Below are 15,267 nucleotides of genomic sequence, written 5' to 3' on the forward strand. Positions count from 1 at the left end.
CTGCTCCGGGCGCTCCACGCCCCCCTGACCTGATTCAAGTCTCCGGCCGCACCTGTGGTGCGGTCTCGTTTTTTCATGATCCAACTCAAGAACGTCACGCTGCGCCGTGGCACCAAGGTCGTGCTCGACAGCGCCTCGGCCACCCTCAACCCAGGCGAAAAAGTGGGTCTGGTGGGCCGCAATGGCGCGGGCAAGTCCAGCCTGTTTGCCCTGCTCACCCACGTGTTGCACGAGGACAGCGGAGACTTCAGCATCCCCGCCCAGTGGCGCATGGCGCAGGTGGCGCAGGACATGCCCGAGACCGAACAAGCCGCCACCCGCTTTGTGGTGGAAGGCGACACCACCTTGCTGGCGGCCGAGCAGGAGGTAGCAGCGGCGGAAGAAAGTGGCGACGGCGAGCGCATGGCGCACGCCTACATGGCGCTGCACGATGCGGGCGCGCACGATTCGGTGTCGCGCGCGCAGGCGCTGCTCATGGGCCTGGGCTTCAACAACGCCGAGCTCGAGCGCCCAGTGAACAGCTTTTCGGGCGGCTGGCGCATGCGCCTGCAACTGGCCCGTGCGCTGATGTGCCCAAGCGACCTGCTGCTGCTGGACGAACCCACCAACCACTTGGACTTGGACGCCCTGGTGTGGCTGGAGGCCTGGCTGCGCCGCTACGAAGGCACGCTGCTGGTCATCAGCCACGACCGCGAGTTCCTGGACGCGGTCACCACCGTCACCCTGCACATTGAAAAAGCCAAGCTCAACCGCTACGGTGGCAATTACAGCCGCTTTGAAGACATGCGGGCCGAGCAACTGGCGCTGCAGCAGACCAGCTACGCCCGTCAGCAGGAAAAGATCGCCCACCTGCAGAAGTTCATCGACCGCTTCAAGGCCAAGGCCAGCAAGGCCAAACAGGCACAAAGCCGCGTCAAGGCGCTGGAGCGCATGGAGAAGCTCGGCCCCGTGCTGGCCGAGGCCGACTTTGAATTTGAGTTCCGCGAGCCCGCGAGCCTGCCCAACCCCATGCTGACGCTGGACGCGGTGAGCGTGGGCTACCCCGGCGAAGCCGAGGGCGACGCGCCCACGGTCATCGTGCAAGGCATCAGCAAGTCGGTGATGGCCGGCCAGCGCATCGGGATCCTGGGCGCCAACGGCCAGGGCAAGTCCACCCTGGTCAAAACGGTGGCGCGCACGCTGCAGGCCATCGATGGCCAGATCACCGAAGGCAAGGGCCTGAACATCGGCTACTTCGCCCAGCAGGAACTGGATGTGCTGCGCCCGCAGGACAACCCGCTGGAGCACATGATCCGCCTGGCCAAGGAGGTGTCGCCGCAGGCGCGCGAGCAGGAGCTGCGCAACTTCCTGGGCAACTTCAACTTCACCGGCGACATGGTCAAGCAGGCCGTGGGCAGCATGAGCGGCGGCGAAAAAGCCCGCCTGGTGCTGTGCATGATCGTCTGGCAGCGCCCCAACCTGCTGCTGCTGGACGAACCCACCAACCACCTCGACCTCGCCACCCGCGAGGCCTTGAGCGTGGCGCTCAACGAATTTGAAGGCACGGTGATGCTGGTCAGTCACGACCGCGCCCTGCTGCGCGCCGTGTGCGACGAGTTCTGGCTGGTGTCGCGTGGTGGGGTCGAGCCGTTTGACGGTGACCTGGACGACTACCAGCGCTACCTGCTGGACGAATCCAAACGCCTGCGCGAACTGGCGCAAAACAAGGCGGCCAGTGCCGCCAAGGAAGAACAGGCCGCTGCCGCCGCCGCTTTGGTGGCCGCCAAGGCGAAGCCTGCCCCCGACGCACCCAAGCTCGGCGGCGCCGAGCAACGCAAGGCCGACGCCCAGCGCCGCCAGGAACTGAACGAAAAGCAACGCCCGCTCAAACGCGAACTCGCCGAGGTGGACAAACGCCTGGAAGCCCTGAACGCCGAACAGGCCCAGCTCAACGAACGCCTGATGGGCAACCTGCCCCCGGCCGAGCTGGCCGAGATGGGCAAACGCCTCAAAGCCATCGACACCGAACTGGCCGAACGCGAAGAACGCTGGCTGGAGCTGAGCGAGGCCTTGCAGGCGCTGGACAGCTGACCGCACCCGCTGCGAACGCGTTAAGGGTTGCGGCGGCATGGGTGCGGCGCCGGGGCAAGGTTATGATTTATTAACAATATGCGCGCCCGCCCCTTGCCCACCCCCACACCACGCTTGAGCTTCTGGCTGGCCGCCGCCGTCGGTCTGTTGGCCCCGGCCGCGCAGGCACAGGGTGAGCTGTCGGAGCAGGACTATTTCGACACCTTGCCCGTGGTGTTGACCGTCAGCCGCCTGGCCCAGCCCATCAGGGAGACGCCCGGTGCGGTGACGGTGATCGACCGCAAGACCATCGAAGCCCTGCAGGTGCGCGACATGGCCGAGCTGCTGCGCCTGGTGCCCGGTTACTTTGTGAGCGGCTACAACGGCGCCAACCCGATCGCGGTTTACCACGCGCCGCTGGACGAATTCGGCATCCGCAACCTGTTGCTGATCGACGGCAGGCCAGCCTATTCCTCGTATTACTTTGGCGGCACGTCGCGCGGGCTGATGTCGGTGGATCCGCAGGAGGTCGAACGCGTGGAGGTGCTGCGCGGCGCCAACTCGGCGGCCTATGGCGCCAACGCCATGTTTGGCGTCATCAACATCGTCACCCGCCACACGGCTGACACGCTGGGCGGCTCGGCCAGCGTGCGTGTGGGCGCGGGTGGCGTGCGCGACGGCCGCGTCAGCCTCGGCCTGGGCGACCAGGACCTGAGCTACCGCCTCAGCGCGCTGCGGCGCAGCGACGATGGCTTGCGTGGTCTGTTCGACAACCGCCAGCTCAACCAGCTGCGCCTGCGGGTGGATGCCTCACCCGACACCAGCAACGAAGTCGAAATCGACGCCGGTCTGAGTGCCTTGCGGGCCGGCGATGGCTACGCGGGCGACGTGGGCAACCCCGCACGCACGCTGCAGTGGCGCGACTGGCATGTACACGGTGTCTGGCGCCGCCAGCTGTCCGACACCGAACAGCTCAAACTCTCGCTGAGCGCCACCCGCGAATCGCTGCGCGACCGCTACGACTACGAGCCCGTGCCCGGCATCGTGGTGGATTTCAGTGGCGTGGGGCGCCGGCTCGACGCCGAACTGCAGCACCAGCGCAGCCTGTCGCCCGAACTGCGGCTGGTGTGGGGGGTGGGCCTGCGCTACGAAGCGGCGCAATCACGCCCGCTGTACTACCGCGACGACGCCCTGTCCTTCCGAGAGTCGCGCCTGTTTGGCAACCTCGAGTGGCGACCCGCACCCGCCTGGACGGTCAACGGTGGTCTGTTCCTGGGCCACCACAGCTGGACCGGCGGCTTCGCCACACCCCGGCTCATGGTCAACCACCAGCTGGGGGACGACCACACCCTGCGCGCCGGCATCAACCGCTCGCTGCGCACGCCTTCGCTGTTCGAGCTGGCTGGCGACGTGCGCTACGACCTGGGTGGCGAAACCGTGGGCCGCACCTTTGCGGCCACGGGCCAGGTGCAGCCCGAACGCATGCTCAGCCACGAACTGGGCTACTTCGGCAACCTGCGCGCGCTGCGCATGACGGTGGACGTGCGCGTGTTCCGCGAACGCATGGACGGCTACATACGCAGCACCAACTACCGCCTGCCCACCCCCCTGCTCTACACCGGCTCGGTGGTGACGGACTACAGCAACACGCCAGGCCCCAAGCTGTCAGGCCTGGAGTACCAGTGGCGCTGGGCACCCAGCCCACAAACCGAGGTGTGGCTGGGCCAGGCCTTCACCCGGGTGCATTGGCCCAACGCCTCGGTGGGCATGCCACCGCAGCGGTCCACCACGCTGGCGCTGTTTCAGCAGTGGCCCAACCGCCTGAAGCTCGGGCTGTTGCTGACCGAACGGCGCGCCATGAGCTGGCTGGGCGTGGGCCTCATGCCGGCACCCTTGCGACAAGCCGATCTGCACCTGTCCTACCCCATGCGGGTGGGCGGCACACAAGTCCGCGCCGCGTTGACCGTGCGCCACCTCAACGGTGCGCAGCCCTTGTTCGAGTCCCGGTTTGCCAGCCCGATGTCGCGCCGCCAAGTCTATGCCAGCCTGGACGCCGAGTTCTGAGTGCCGAAACAAGCCACCTTGCTGACCCCGCGACGCACCCTGTTGGGTGCAGGGCTGAGCGCTTGGCTCGCAGCCGGTGCCTGGGCACAAAGCGCCCCACCCTCTCTTTGGCTGGTAGCCCCCGATCAAGCCGGCGCCTACGGTGAGGCCCTGGCCGCGCTGCGCGAAGGCTTGGTCGGCAAAACTGTGCGTGTGTTCAACCCCAGCCAGTTGCCGGCGACTTCCGCAGAAAGCCCACCGCCACTGGTGATCACCCTGGGCAGTGCAGCGCTGGCCTCGGTGCTGAGTCGCGCGGCGGCCGAGCCCACGATGGCCCGCGTGCCGGTGGTGGCCGGCCTGCTGCCACGCGCCAGCTACGAGGCCCAGACGCAGCGCACGGCCGCACAAGTCACCGGTGTGTGGCTGGACCCCAGTGTGGAGCGCCACCTCGATCTCATCCGGCTGGCGCTGCCCACCCACAAACGGGTGGGCGTGTTGTGGGGCCCCAGCTCGCGGCGCTGGCGCCCGCAGTTGCAGCGTGCGGCTGCCGAGCGCGGACTGGTGCTGGCCGAAGCCGAACTCACCGACACCGAACTGTTTCCGACCCTGAGCCAGGTGCTGGGCGATGCGGACGTGTTTCTGGCCCTGCCAGACAACGCCGTGTTCACCCCCACCAGCCTCAACAACATGCTGATCGCCGCCTACCGCCAGCGGGTGCCGGTGTTGGGCTACGCCGCCACCCACGTGCGTGCCGGCGCCATGCTGGCACTGCACACCGAGCCCCAGCAGGCCGGCCGTGAAATCGCCCAACTGGCGCGCCGGGTGCTGACGGAACGCCGGGTGCCTGCGGCCAGCCCATCGCGGCTGTGGACCGTGGGGCTCAACGACCAGGTCGCGCGCTCGCTGGGCCTGGTCTTGCCCGACGCGGGCAGCCTGACACAAACCCTGCAGCGCAGCGAGGGCAAACCATGAGCAGCAAGCCCGGCATACGCGCCCGCCTGTGGTTGGCCGCCGCCCTGCCCACCGTGCTGGTGGTGGTGGCCTTGTTGTGGGTGTTCCTGAGCCGCTACGCCGAGGACCTGACCGAAGCCTGGCAGGAGCGCGCACGCGTGGCCGCCACCCAGCTGGCTGGAGCGGCGGAATTTCCGCTGTTTGCCAACGACATTGAGACCCTGCAGCGCCTGGTGGAAGCCAGCCACAAGGGCGACAGCCAGTTGCGGGCGGTAAAGGTGTTTGACCGCGATGGCCGCCTGTTGGTGAGCGCGGGCACCTTGCAAGGTGGCCTGCTGCCGTTGGAGGCGCGTGTCCAGCTGGAGATCAGCGGCGAACGGCTCACCGTGCTGGTGCCCATCGAAGGCTCGCCCGCCGCCCGGGTGGACCTGTTCCAGGAAACCACCGGCCTGGGCCTGCCCCAGCCCGACGCCACCACGCCGCGTGGTTTTGTGCTGATGCAGTTTGGCCTGGAAAGCCTGGAGCGCCGCCGCAGCGAATTGTTGGCGTGGGCGCTGGCGGCCACGCTGGGGGCCATGTTGCTGGCCACGCTGTTGTCCACCGCCATCGCCAGCCGTGTCACCCGGCCCATCGGGCAGATCAGCCTGGTGGTGCAACGCATTGCGAGCGGATCGCTCGATGCCCGAACCAACCCCCAGCACTGTGGCGCGTTGTCTGGCCTGGCCCAGGGGGTGAACGAGATGGCACAACAGGTGGCCATGACCCAACAGGAACTGCGCCAACAGGTGGAACTGGCCACGCGGGAACTGCGCGAACAGAAAGAAGCGGCCGAACGGGCGGCTCGGCTGGATGCGCTGACCCAGGTGCTGGGCCGGCGCGGCTTCACCGAACAGGCCCACACCGAAATACAGCGCAGCATGCGCTACCAACACCCGCTGTCGCTGCTGATGATCGACATCGACCACTTCAAAACCATCAACGACACCCACGGCCACGCCACCGGCGACGCCGTGTTGCTGCACTTTGCGCAGTTGCTGGCGCGCGAGCTGCGCGAGAACGACATGATCGGCCGCATCGGCGGCGAGGAGTTTGCCGTGTTGCTGCCCAACAGCAACGCCGAACAGGCCGCACGCGTGGCCGAGCGCATGCGTGAAGCGGTGGCCAACAGCCAGATCCATGTGCGCGGCCAGCCGCTACACTTCACCGCCAGTTTTGGCGTTGCCGAATTCCAGGCCCAGGAACTGAGCCTGGAAAGCCTGATGGCCCGGGCCGATGCAGCCCTCTACGAGGCCAAACGGCAAGGCCGCAACCGCGTGCTGCTGGCCAACCCGCCTGGTGTCTGACGGCGGCCCCGCGTCTTCCTCACCTGATCCGTTCTCATGGAAATTCTCTCCCTGCTGGTGATCTTCGGCATCCTGTGGCGCCTGGCCAACCGCACGTCCCACCGGCAACGCATTGCCAGGCTGTCGCAACACCTCAGCCCGCTGCGCATTGAAATGCTGATGAGCACCTTGATGGAGGGCTACCTGCGGGCGCTGGGCGAAAGCGATGCGCAGCGCCAGCAGCAGGTTTGGGGCGTGTTGGAAACCGCCGAGGCGGAAACCGAGATACAGATGGGCCGCCTGGCCGATTCGGTGCGCGCGATGCCCGCCGCGCAGGCCCGCATCAGCCGCGTGCCCATGGCCGTGCCGCGCGTGGAAGAGTGGTTGCCCCAACTGTGTTTTGATCTGCGCGAGGCCCTGGCCATCCATGCGCGTGGTGTGGCGTTTGTGCGCGCCCAGCACGCTTGGAGCCACAAACAACGCGCCTTCACCATGACCGCCGAACTCATGCTGATGCAGCACACCTGCCACTGGTACTGCCAATCCAGGCTGGTGGCCTCGGCGCGGCTGGTCACGCGCCACAAAACCCGCCACGACCAGGTGCTGGCCGCCGTGTCGGCCCCCACCCGCGAGGCCTACGTGCGCTTGACCAGCGGGCGCTGATGGGCCGACCTCGGCTCAGCGTGTGCGGCCAGGGGCGTGGTGCAGTTCGGAGCGGTAAAAGCGCAAGATGCGCTTCACATAGGCCTGGGTTTCTTGGTAAGGCGGCACCCCACCGTGGCGCTCCACCGCGCGTTCGCCGGCGTTGTAGGCGGCAGACGTCAGTGCCACGTCACCGTCAAAGCGCGCCAGCAGCCATTTGAGGTAGGCCAGCCCGCCCCGCACGTTCTGCTCCGGGTCGCGGATGTTGCGCACGCCAAAACGCTCGGCGGTGTCGGGAATCAGCTGCATCAGGCCCTGCGCATTTTTGGGCGACACCGCCTCGGCGTCGAAGTTGGACTCGGCGCGGGCAATGGCGAGTGCAAAACGTGGGTCCACCGCAAATCGGGGCGCCAGGTGCTGGATCAGCTGAGCATGGCGGCGTTTGTCGCCCGGCAGCGCCAACACGTAGCGCTCCACCACCTCGTGGGGCACCACCTCGGCGGGTTCTGCTGCGGCGGGCAGCGCCAGCGCCAGCGCCTCGCCGGTGAGCTGGCAGCCAGGCGGGTCGCCCATGGGCAGCGGGGTGCCGGAGGCGGTCGCCGCCGCCTGCAGTTCCAACAGCACACGGGTTGCCTGTTCGTGCCCACGCTGGGCCGCGAGTGCGAGCGAGGCATGGCCTTGCGCGCGCTGTGTGGCGTCTGGGCTGTCGGCCAACATGCGGCCCAGCCGGTATTGGGCGTCCAGCTGGCCCAGCCGGGCGGCCTGGCAGTAGCGGTCGGCGGCCTCGGACAGCCAGCCGGCCACCTGGGCGGCATAAGCCTGTTCGAGCAGGCGCGAGAGCACTGGCGCATCTTCCGTCCAGTCGGGTGGGGGATCGGCGGGCATGCCGGGGCGCACCGAGGCAGCCACGCCGCCCGACAGGCCGAGTGCACACACCAGCGCCCACGCGGCGCGCCACTTCAAACGAACAGACCAACGAACACTCATGGCGCGATTGTCGGTCTTCGCGGGCGGCTTGTCAGTTCGATCAGTCCGCATTGACCCACATCAAACGGGTTGTGACGGGCGCGCTGGACCCGCCGCACGCTCTGACACAATGGACGACAGCCATGACCAGCACCCTGCCCTCCCCCCTGTCCGTCCTGCAACAGCACCGGGTGCTGGGTCAACTGGCGGCGGCGGCGCTGGAGACGCTGGCCGGCGAGGCCACACTGACGACGTTTGCCGACGGTGACTTGGTGGCCACGCCCGGCCAATTGGCCGAGCAGCTGTGGCTGGTGGCCCAGGGCCACGCCCGCCTGGAAGACACAGAACAAGGCTGGCAGGTGAACTTGCAGGCGGGCGACTGGGTGGGCGCCGGTGTGAGCAGCCCAGCGGTGCAACAACAAGCCCAATTGGTGGCCTTGCAGGACGCCACCCTGGTGGCCCTGCCACTGGCGACCCTGGTGGCCGCCAGCGCCCAGGCGCCGGCCCTGGCCAGCCAGCTGGGCACATTGCCCCCCGTTGTGGGCGGCCCGGGGCTGGAGCGGGTGCACAACGACCCGGCCATGAACCTGCTGGCCACGCCCATGCGCAGCCTGCTCAAGCGCGAGCCCATCGTGGCGCCCCCCACCGCCACCATTCGCGAGGTGGCCACCATCATGGCCACACAGCGCGCCTCCTCCGTGCTGCTGATCGAACAAGACCTGCTGTTTGGCATCGTCACCGACCGCGACCTGCGCAACCGTGTGGTGGCGCAGGGCCTGGACATCGAGCGCCCGGTGGCCGACATCGCCACGCTGGCCCCGCTGACCGTACAAGCCCGCAGCCCCGCCTTTGAGGCGCTGCAACTGATGGCCCGCCACAACATCCACCACCTGCCGGTGATGGATGGCCAGCGCATCCTGGGCATGGTCACCGCCACCGACCTGACCGAACAACACAGCACGTCGGCCGTTTACCTGGCCAGCGACATCTACAAGCAGACCACCATCACCGGCCTGGCAGCGGTGAGTGCACGCGTCAAACGCCTGCAGCGCCACCTGGCCGCCGCCGACGCCAGCGCCTACAGCACGGGCCACATCGTCACCACCATCACCGATGCGCTGACCACCCGGCTGATCCACCTGGCCGAAGCCGAGCTGGGCCCCGCGCCGGTGGACTACGTGTGGGTGGCGGCGGGTTCGCAGGCACGCAGCGAACAGACTGCCAAAAGCGACCAGGACAACTGCCTGGTGCTGGACGACAGCTACGACGACGCGCAGCACGGCGACTACTTCCGAGCCTTGTCCAAGTTTGTCTGTGACGGCCTGGACGCTTGTGGCTATGTGCACTGCCCCGGTGAAATGATGGCCATGACCGATCAGTGGCGACAGCCCCTGTCGCGTTGGCGGCGCTACTTCCGCCAATGGGTGGCGCAGCCCGACCCCAAGGCGCTGATGCTGACCTGTGTGTTCTTCGACCTGCGCGCCGTGCATGGCAACACCACCCTGCTCGACGGCCTGCGCCGGCAGGTGCTGGCCGAAACGCGGGGCAATACCCTGTTTCTGGCGCACATGGTGGGCAACGCGTTGAAGCACCGACCGCCCCTGGGCCTGTTCGGCCAGATTGCCCCCACACGGGGCGGCGAACACAGCGGCACCATCGACCTCAAACACACGGGCATCGTGCCCATCGTGGACCTCGCGCGCGTGTACGCGCTGGCCGGCGGGCTGGACGCCGTCAACACCCACGACCGGCTGGAGCAGGCTGCCCACGCCGGCGAGGTGAGCGAGGACAGCGCGCGCGATCTGCGTGACGCTCTGGAATCACTCGGAAAAATCCGCATCGCCCACCAGGCGCGACAGATCGAACGCGGCCAGCCGCCCGACAACTTTTTGCGACCCGACGAGCTCAGCAACGTCGAGCGCGCCCACCTGAAGTCGGCCTTTGGCGTGGTGCAACAGCTGCAAAGCGTGCTGGGCCAACGCTACCAGGGCGGGCGGTTCTGAGTCAGTACTTCAACCGCGCGTAGTAGGTTTTTTCAGCCGCTTCGCGCGCCTGACGCAAGGTGTGTATGCCCTGCTGCCGCAGCAAGGGCAGCAGACGCAACAGCACCTCGGCGGTCACCAGGGCGTCGCCCAGTGCGGTGTGGCGGCCCAACACGGTGATGTCAAAACGCTCGGCAATCGCTTCCAGGCGGTGCGATTCCTGGCTGGGCTGCGCCACCGCCGACAACAACAAGGTGTCCAGCACGGGCTGGCGGAAACTCAGGCCGGTTCGGCGCTCCAGCAGTTGCAGAAACTTCATGTCGAAGGCCGCGTTGTGTGCCACCAGCACGGTGTCTTGCGCAAAGGCGTGGAAGGCGGGCAACACGGCGGTGATGGCCGGCTGGTCGCGCACCATGTCGTCGGTGATGCCGTGGATGGGAATGGACGCCGACGGTATGGCGCGCCCGGGGTGGACCAGTTGCTCGAAGCTCTCCTGCCGCAGCAGCTTGCCGTTGACGATGCGCGTGGCCCCGATCTGGATGATCTCGTCGCCACCAGACGGGTTCAGGCCCGTGGTTTCGGTGTCGAACACCGTGTAGGTCAGCTCGGTCAGTGGCACGTCGTCCAGATCGCTGGCGATGCCACGCACGCTGAACAGGTCGAAATCGTAGTACTCGGGCCGGCTTTCCAGCTGGGCCAGCGCCACCTGCTCCGCGCCGTCCTGGGCGCTGGCCTGCGGCAGAAGAAAACGGAAGAAGGCCTGCGCGCGGGCGCGATCACGCTCAAACCACATTTCGCCGCTGTGGCGGTCCAGCACGTCGCGCACGCTCAGGGGCAGGTGCTTGGCGCCCAGTCGCATCGGGTCCATTTCCCAGCTCATCACGGTTTCGGTGCTCATGGCCGAGCCGTTCCAGATGAGGTCGAGCTGAGCACGCCCACCGGCCGCCGCCACACGCAGGGCCACAAAGGGCAAGGCAAACTCGTCGCGCAGTCGCTGCGACAAATAGGCCAGCGCCTGCAGCAAGATGAAGCTGTCCACCCGCAGCCAGAGGCCCGCTTCCACCTCGTCAACCACCACCTTGAAACCACAATGCGCCTCTATGCGCCGCTGTGCCGCGACCACAAAATCGGCGGCCAGCATTTCCTCCATCGGCCAGCGTGTTTTCAGGCCCTCGGCCGCGCGCTGCGTGCTGTCGTTCAGCCGGGTGGTCAGCGTGCGCACCTCGTCGCGCACCACGGCCAGAAAACGCTCGCGCATCGTGGGCTCCAGGTCATCAAAGCCCAGCATGTCCACCGCCGCCTGGATGTTGGCCAAGGCCGAACGGCTGCCGTCGGTGAGTGCCTGCAGGGTCTGGTCGCGTTGGGCCTCGTCCTCAAAGTGGCGCGTGACGTTGTCCAGCATGAGCACAAATCCGGCCAACGGCGCTTGTGCGTCATCGCTGCCCACCTGCCCCACCGGCGCCATCTGCACTTTGAGCAGCTGCCCCGATCGGGTGGTGGTGATGAACTGGGCCGAGGGGTGGGCGGCGCCCCGGGCGCGCCGCTCCTGAATGCGTTCCAGCGCGTGGGCCACCAGCTCGCGGTCGAACACCGCGTAGATGGACCGGCCAATGCCCACCAGCTCGGCACCACCGGCCAGCGTGGGAGCCTGCGACAGCGCACGGAACTGCAGCCGCGCGCGGTTGTTGTAGAGCAGGATGCGACCGTCCAGGTTGCACACCACCACGCTTTGCGTGAGTTCGGCCATCAGCGCGGCCAGCCGGTTTTTTTCCTGCTGCACGCCCTGGCTGGCCTGCTCGATCTGAGCCGCCACGTCGCCCCGCAAGGCCTCGCGCTGGTCGGCCAGTGCGTTGATGGCAGCCACCAGCGCGGCCATGCCGGCCTCGCCCTGCACCGCCAGCCGTTTGCTGGACGCGCCTCCCAACATGCCGCGCACCTGTTCCGCCAGCCGCTGTGGGGCGCCCACGTGGCGTTTGTGCACGCGCTGCCAGAACGCCCACCAGCCGATGGCCCCCAGCACCCAGGCCATGAACAGCAAGGCGGCGCGCGGCCCGAGCAGATCGGCCACCTGGGTTTGTTCCTGTGGCTCCAGTGTGGACCACAACATGCCCAGCGTGAGCAGCAACCAGGCGCCCAGCGCCAAGGCGCCGGCCGCCACCATGCCCCACAGGCCTTTCTCGCGCCTCATCATCCTGCCGCCCCCAGCATCTCAGCCACCTTCAACACCAGCTCGCGGGTGGAGAACGGTTTGGTCATGTAGGCGTTGGCACCCAGCGCCATGCCTTTGGCCACGTCGGTTTCGCGGCCGCGTGCGGTCAACATCAGGATGGGGGTGGCCTCGATGCCGGGCGTGGTGCGCACCGCCTGGCAGACCTCGAAGCCGGTCTTGTGCGGCATCATCACGTCCAGCAGCACCAGATCGGGGTGCTCGCGCGCGATGGTGTCCAACGCTTCCTGGCCGTCGCGTGCCACCAGCACCTGGTAGCCCTCGCGTTTGAGCAGGTACTCCAGCGAAATGACGATGTTGGGCTCGTCGTCGGCGATCAGAATTTTGTGGCTTGTGTTCATGGTGTGTCTCCCTCCACTGGAACGTTGTTGTCTTGACGCGACCAGGGCAGGCTGAAGCAGAAGCAGGCGCCTGTCGCGCTGGGCGCCAACCACAGGCGCCCCCCGAAGTGTTCGATGATCTGGCGGCTGATGGGCAGGCCCAGGCCGGTGCCCTGCGGGCGGTTGGCCGCATCGCCTCCCTGGCGGAATTTCTCGAAAATCAGGCCTTGTTGCGCCGCTGGCACGCCAGGCCCGTTGTCTTGCACCCGCACCGTGAGACCTTGTTCGTCGCTGACCAGGCTCAGCACCACCTCACCACCCGGCACCGGCACAAACTTGGCGGCGTTGGAGAGCAGGTTGAGCAGCACCTGGGTGAGGCGGTCGGGGTCAGCGAGCAGCGGCGGCACCTGGTCCGGCATGTCCAGCGTGAGCCGACACTGGCGCTCGCGGAACAGCTCGGCCGTGGTGCTGGTGGCCTGCTCGATCAGCACACACATGTCCACCGGGCTGTTGTGCCATTCGGCGTGGCCCGACTCGATCTTGGCCATGTCCAGCACCTGGTTGACCAGGCGCGAGAGGCGCTCGGTCTCACCGACGATGATGGCCACAAACTGCTGCCGCTGGGTGGCGTCCATCTCGGCGTCGTCGCGCATGAGTTCGGCCAGCGCGCGTATGGATGTCAGGGGCGTGCGCAGCTCGTGTGTCACCGAGGACATGAAGTCGTCCTTGAGGCGGTCCAGGCTCTTGAGCTGCTCGTTGGCGCGCCGCAATTCCTCGGTGGCACGCTCCAGCGAGCGCGACTTGTCCTCCAACTCGCGCGAATAGGCGCGCAGTTGCGAGCTTTCATCGAGGATGCGCAACACGTCGTCGGGCGACAGGGCTTCTTCCTCGGCCACCGAAGCCACCAGCACACGCGCGGACGCACTGCCGAAGGCGCCCGCGAGCTGGGTCTCAACGAAGTGCACAAACCGAGGGTCTGCCTGCAACTGACCGGCATCGCGCAGCCCGTGCTCGCGCGCGTACCGCGCCCACAACAGGGTGGTGTGGCTGGCCCCCAGAAACCGCTGGCACAGCTTGTTCAAGTCGGCCACGCTGGCGCGGCCCTGCCAGAACACCGGGTCGCGGCTGGCTGTGCGTTGGAACACATCCACAAACAGCATGGCCTGGCTGGCCTCCTGGCCCGAAGGCGGGCGCCACAGCGACACGCCCACGTAGGCTGCGGTGTTCACCAGCAGGCTCCAGAACAGCGCGTGGGTCAGGCTGTCAAGGCCTTGCAACCCGAACAGTTGTTCGGGCCGCAACAGGGCCAAACCCCAGGCGCCCTGCTGGATGAAGCTGTCGTCCATCCAACCCGACTTGGCAATGGACGGCAACATCAAGGTGTAGCCCCACATCAGAAAACCGGCCAGCAGCCCGGTCAAGGCGGCGCGCTGGGTGCCCCCCTTCCAATACAGGCCACCCAGCACCGCAGGCGCAAACTGGGCCACGGCGGCAAAGCTGATGAGGCCGATGCTGACCAGCGCGTAGGCCTCGCCAGCAATGTGAAAGTACGCGTAGCCCAACAGCAAGATGCCCAAAATGGCGGCACGGCGTATGCCCAACAGCACCCGGGTGAGGTCGGCGCCGGCGCTGTTGCGAAAGTGGCGCCTGCGCAGCAGCCAGGGCAACACCAGTTCGTTGCACACCATGGTGGACACGGCAATGGCTTCAACAATCACCATGCCGGTGGCGGCCGACAACCCGCCGATGAACACGAACAGCGCCAGCGCCGATTGCCCGGCGGCCAATGGCAAGGACATCACGAAGTTCTCGGCCCCACTGGCACTGCCAAAGTGCAACAGTCCACCCACCGCGATGGGCAACACAAACAGGTTGATCAGCAGCAGGTACAGCGGGAACACCCAGGCCGCGCGCCGCAGGTGGTTTTCGTGCACGTTCTCCACCACCATCACCTGAAACTGGCGCGGCAGCAGCAGCACCGACAACATGGACAGCAGCGTGAGCGCAAACCACTGGGTCCAGGCAAAGGGTGTGCCCTGCTCCAGCCGCAGCAAGCGGGCCACATCGGGCACGGCGCGGGCGCGGGCAAAGAGGTCATGCAGGCCGTCAAACAACCCGTACACCACAAACAGGCCCACCGCCAGAAACGCCACCAGCTTGACCAGCGACTCGAAGGCGATGGCCGCCACCAAACCCTCGTGGCGCTCGGTGTTGTCGAGGTGGCGCGCGCCAAACACCATCGTGAAACCCGCCAGCGCCAGTGCGATGTAGAAGGTGCTGTCGCTGCTCCAGTGGGGGGCGGCCGTGCTGGCGCTGCCCGAGGTGAGCAGCGCATAACCGGCCGAGATGGCTTTGAGCTGCAGCGCGATGTAGGGAATGATGCCCACCAGCGCGATCAGCGTGACCAGGCCGGCCAGCAGGTGGCTTTTGCCGTAGCGGCTGCCAATGAAATCGGCAATGGAGGTGATGCGGTAGGTTTTCGCGATGCGCACGATCTTGCGCAACACCAGCCAGCCCAGCACCATGGCCAAGGTGGGCCCGAGGTAGATGGGCAGAAACCACACGCCGCCCGTGGCCGCGCGGCCCACGCTGCCGAAATAGGTCCAGGCGGTGCAATACACCGCCATGGAGAGCGAATAGGTCCAGGGGTTGGCGATCAGCGAGCGGCCCTGGGCCGCGCGGCGGTCACCCAGGTGGGCCACCGCAAACAGCAGCAGCAGGTAAGCAAACGAGGCGGCAATGACCAGGCTGGGCGACAACATGGT

At 67.2% G+C, this 15,267-nt stretch carries 10 protein-coding genes; 6 read left to right on the plus strand and 4 right to left on the minus strand.

Annotated features, from left to right (window positions below; genetic code table 11):
• Positions 1-75: 75 nt before the first annotated feature.
• The 5 genes from ACFQPB_RS20215 (at position 76) to ACFQPB_RS20235 (ending at position 7,028) form a co-directional block, all read left to right on the plus strand.
• Positions 76-2,070, plus strand: a complete 1,995-nt coding sequence (locus tag ACFQPB_RS20215; RefSeq protein ID WP_382227224.1) for an ABC-F family ATP-binding cassette domain-containing protein — start codon at positions 76-78, stop codon at positions 2,068-2,070.
• 78 nt (positions 2,071-2,148) lie between these two features.
• Complete coding sequence (locus tag ACFQPB_RS20220) at positions 2,149-4,113, plus strand: TonB-dependent receptor plug domain-containing protein (RefSeq protein ID WP_382227227.1); 1,965 nt, start codon at positions 2,149-2,151, stop codon at positions 4,111-4,113.
• Positions 4,114-5,064, plus strand: a complete 951-nt coding sequence (locus ACFQPB_RS20225) for an ABC transporter substrate-binding protein (protein ID WP_382227230.1) — start codon at positions 4,114-4,116, stop codon at positions 5,062-5,064.
• Positions 5,061-6,386, plus strand: a complete 1,326-nt coding sequence (locus ACFQPB_RS20230; protein ID WP_382227233.1) for a GGDEF domain-containing protein — start codon at positions 5,061-5,063, stop codon at positions 6,384-6,386. Before ACFQPB_RS20225 ends, ACFQPB_RS20230 begins: the two co-directional genes overlap by 4 nt.
• Positions 6,387-6,422: 36 nt before the next feature.
• On the plus strand, positions 6,423-7,028 hold the full coding sequence (locus tag ACFQPB_RS20235) for a hypothetical protein (protein WP_382227236.1): 606 nt from the start codon (positions 6,423-6,425) through the stop codon (positions 7,026-7,028).
• 15 nt (positions 7,029-7,043) lie between these two features.
• On the opposite strand, the gene ACFQPB_RS20240 is transcribed toward ACFQPB_RS20235, so the two are convergent.
• The gene (locus tag ACFQPB_RS20240; protein WP_382227239.1) at positions 7,044-7,994 is read right to left on the minus strand and encodes a lytic transglycosylase domain-containing protein; all 951 of its coding nucleotides are present in this window, start codon (positions 7,992-7,994) and stop codon (positions 7,044-7,046) included.
• Between the two features lie 122 nt (positions 7,995-8,116).
• Here ACFQPB_RS20240 and ACFQPB_RS20245 point away from each other — a divergent pair, with 122 nt between their 5' ends.
• On the plus strand, positions 8,117-9,976 hold the full coding sequence (locus ACFQPB_RS20245; RefSeq protein ID WP_382227241.1) for a putative nucleotidyltransferase substrate binding domain-containing protein: 1,860 nt from the start codon (positions 8,117-8,119) through the stop codon (positions 9,974-9,976).
• A gap of 1 nt (position 9,977) precedes the next feature.
• On the opposite strand, the gene ACFQPB_RS20250 is transcribed toward ACFQPB_RS20245, so the two are convergent.
• Genes ACFQPB_RS20250 through ACFQPB_RS20260 form a run of 3 tightly spaced genes read right to left on the minus strand, consistent with a single transcriptional unit; the run spans position 9,978 to position 15,264 of the window.
• Complete coding sequence (locus ACFQPB_RS20250) at positions 9,978-12,143, minus strand: 3'-5' exonuclease (RefSeq protein WP_382227244.1); 2,166 nt, start codon at positions 12,141-12,143, stop codon at positions 9,978-9,980.
• Positions 12,143-12,523 (minus strand): response regulator transcription factor, encoded by a 381-nt coding sequence (locus tag ACFQPB_RS20255; protein ID WP_382227247.1) that lies wholly within the window; start codon positions 12,521-12,523, stop codon positions 12,143-12,145. Before ACFQPB_RS20255 ends, ACFQPB_RS20250 begins: the two co-directional genes overlap by 1 nt.
• Positions 12,520-15,264 (minus strand): ATP-binding protein, encoded by a 2,745-nt coding sequence (locus ACFQPB_RS20260; RefSeq protein ID WP_382227250.1) that lies wholly within the window; start codon positions 15,262-15,264, stop codon positions 12,520-12,522. Before ACFQPB_RS20260 ends, ACFQPB_RS20255 begins: the two co-directional genes overlap by 4 nt.
• Between the last annotated feature and the right edge of the window lie 3 nt (positions 15,265-15,267).

Source organism: Hydrogenophaga atypica (genome assembly GCF_042665215.1).
GTDB classification, from domain to species: Bacteria; Pseudomonadota; Gammaproteobacteria; order Burkholderiales; family Burkholderiaceae_C; genus Hydrogenophaga; species Hydrogenophaga defluvii_A.

Bases quoted from the DNA above. Each gene is read 5' to 3' on its own strand.
- ACFQPB_RS20215 (WP_382227224.1), top strand. From the start codon at position 76: ATGATCCAACTCAAGAACGTCACGCTGCGCCGTGGCACCAAGGTCGTG.
- ACFQPB_RS20220 (WP_382227227.1), top strand. From the start codon at position 2,149: ATGCGCGCCCGCCCCTTGCCCACCCCCACACCACGCTTGAGCTTCTGG.
- ACFQPB_RS20230 (WP_382227233.1), top strand. From the start codon at position 5,061: ATGAGCAGCAAGCCCGGCATACGCGCCCGCCTGTGGTTGGCCGCCGCC.
- ACFQPB_RS20235 (WP_382227236.1), top strand. From the start codon at position 6,423: ATGGAAATTCTCTCCCTGCTGGTGATCTTCGGCATCCTGTGGCGCCTG.
- ACFQPB_RS20240 (WP_382227239.1), bottom strand. From the start codon at position 7,994: ATGAGTGTTCGTTGGTCTGTTCGTTTGAAGTGGCGCGCCGCGTGGGCG.
- ACFQPB_RS20245 (WP_382227241.1), top strand. From the start codon at position 8,117: ATGACCAGCACCCTGCCCTCCCCCCTGTCCGTCCTGCAACAGCACCGG.
- ACFQPB_RS20250 (WP_382227244.1), bottom strand. From the start codon at position 12,143: ATGAGGCGCGAGAAAGGCCTGTGGGGCATGGTGGCGGCCGGCGCCTTG.
- ACFQPB_RS20255 (WP_382227247.1), bottom strand. From the start codon at position 12,523: ATGAACACAAGCCACAAAATTCTGATCGCCGACGACGAGCCCAACATC.
- ACFQPB_RS20260 (WP_382227250.1), bottom strand. From the start codon at position 15,264: ATGTTGTCGCCCAGCCTGGTCATTGCCGCCTCGTTTGCTTACCTGCTG.